General features: G+C 41.1%; 1 protein-coding gene and 1 pseudogene. Both read left to right on the top strand.

Annotation, left to right across the window (positions count from 1 at the left end):
• The first annotated feature begins 100 nt into the window (after positions 1 to 100).
• Positions 101 to 1,369, top strand: a complete 1,269-nt coding sequence (locus E2L07_RS20355) for an IS110 family RNA-guided transposase (protein WP_243855028.1) — start codon at positions 101 to 103, stop codon at positions 1,367 to 1,369.
• Positions 1,370 to 1,894: 525 nt separating this feature from the next.
• Positions 1,895 to 2,311 (top strand): annotated as a pseudogene (locus E2L07_RS20350) (histidine racemase CntK family protein); the annotation flags it as partial.
• Between the last annotated feature and the right edge of the window lie 112 nt (positions 2,312 to 2,423).

Here is a 2,423-nt window from a genome sequence, read left to right as displayed (position 1 = left end):
TTTTCATGTTATTTGCTTATTAACTACCGCGCTTTCGCTTGGTGGCCCCCTCATTTGTTGAGCGTTCTAACGTTCCCTCAACAAATGAGGGGGTTAAATTTTGCCCACAATAATTTTACTCATACCATCAACTTTAGTTGTGGGAATTGACGTTGCTAAAGACAAACATGTTGCACGTGCCCAGGATGATCGCGGCATTGAGTTTGGCAAACGTCTGGTCTTTGAAAATCGAATACATGGATTTGAAAAGTTATTGGAATGGATACGACATCATGCAAAAGCAAATGGGAAAAATCACATCATCTTTGGCGTTGAGCCAACAGGGCATTACTGGTTGAATCTCGCTTATTATCTCACTGCAAAAGGATATGACTTTGTATTGGTGAATCCTATGCATGTCAAGAAGAGCAAAGAGCTTGATGATAACTCTCCAACAAAGAACGATACCAAGGATGCCAAAGTGATTGCACAGCTGATCAAGGATGGGCGGTACTCCGTACCAAATCTCTTGGAAGGCATCTATGCTGACCTAAGAGAAGGCGCTAAATTAAGAGACCAGCTCACTAAACAGCTCATGATCATTGAGGGACGTATCCAAAATTGCATTCAACGTTACTTTCCAGAGTTCTTCGATGTGTTTGGAGACTGGGAGGGAAAAGCAGCCCTGTGCACATTGCGCATGTTCCCATTCCCTTCACAGATTAAGCAGATGACACCGGAAGGTGTTCTAGCGAAGTGGAAACCTTTTGTCCAACGTGGTGTAGGTATCAAGCGTGCTATAAAGCTGGTGGAAACAGCGAAAAAGAGTATTGGAATCCAGGTTGGATTACAGTTTGCCAAACGAGAATTAGACTGCTTACTCGATCAATACGAGCTGTACAAGGAGCAAGTAAAGCAATTGGATGAAGAGCTAGAAGCCCTTGTAGAAATGATACCAGGTGCCAAGGAAATGATAGCGATTCCTGGTTTGGGTTCAACGACAGTGGCGTTATTCTTTGCTGAAGTCGGTGATATAAGGAACTATAGCCACCCACAGCAATTGGTTAACTTAGCAGGGCTCTCCTTACGAGAGCATAGCTCAGGTAAGTTCAAAGGGCAAACAAGGATTTCAAAACGGGGACGAAGTCGATTACGTAGAGCCTTGTATTTAGCTGTTCGACCACTCGTTGCTCATAATCCTACGTTTAAAGCCTTACACCATTACTATACCAAGCGGCCTGATCGCCCATTAAAGAAGCAACAGTCACTGATTGCTGTATGTTGCAAACTACTGAGAGTCTTGTTTTCCATTAGCCATAAACAGTGTAAATTTGATGGTTCAAAGCTGTTGCGAGGGTTACCTCAGAGTCATACATTACAGGCTGCCTAAAAACTAATTTTACATTAATCACTTCTGAATACGACTAGAATCTTAAATACAAATACCAATAGTGCAGAGTCGGAGTTTATATTAACCATACGGGCATTTGACCCAGCAAAGGAGCATATCCGACCTCCACCTCATGGATACGCAGGACGAAGGAATGTATGGATCTCAATCCGGTGAGATATGGGAGGGTGAGCGGCCGTGAGCTGTGTGGAGATTTGACGCACGGTTATATCTATATTTTCCAAACTCATCCAGTTTGAAAGATAGGATGGCCTCCATATTGTTAATAAATTAAAGAGAACCCATATGTATCCATAATAAATGGTGTGTCAACTAGTAGGTGTTTATGAATTTTTAAGAATTCGGGAGTATTCGGGAGATAATTAAACTTTATAGAGGGAGGTACATATGGAAGCTTGACAGTACCCAAGCTCATCGTCTACTTCACTTAAAAGCAGCAAATCAAATTATTATCGTTTTTCGTCTGATGATACGCTTAAAAATGAAAAGAAAAGGGTCGTTGTGATGAAACAAGGAATCGAGTTTATAAAATTTAATCCAACACAAAATATGACCATTCTTGTAGAAACGAATGATCCCATTGGGGAATATAAGCACATCGCGGAAAAAATTATGTCATACGACAGTGTATACGCTGAACAAGTTGGATTTATTGAAAAGCCCTTAAATCGACAAGCTGCTGCACATCTAGAGATGGCTGGAGGAGAGTTTTGTGGTAATGCATGCATGGCATTAGCAGCATTAATTGCATCTGAGAAAGGACTAAAACCAACCGAATTGATGGAAATAGTATTAGAAGTTTCGGGTACTGACAACTTAGTCATGTGCCAAGTGGAAAGAACTTTAGACGAATTTCATTGTCAAGTGACGATGCCGCTACCTATACAAATCGAACAAAAGATCGTCAACCTGAATTATTCATACCTCGAACATAAATCAGGGTTTTAGGCCAAAAACGATTAGATTCCCGATCCCTTTGAAAGAATCATGGTTATTTTTCTTCTGAAAAGCATCTTTCTAGAATGAGGAGCGG

Source organism: Halalkalibacterium halodurans (assembly GCF_004376175.1).
In the GTDB taxonomy this organism is placed as follows: domain Bacteria; phylum Bacillota; class Bacilli; order Bacillales; family Bacillaceae_D; genus Halalkalibacterium; species Halalkalibacterium halodurans.
The sequence above is the reverse complement of the archived record's forward strand: the minus strand, read 5'-3'. Positions and strand labels throughout refer to the sequence as shown.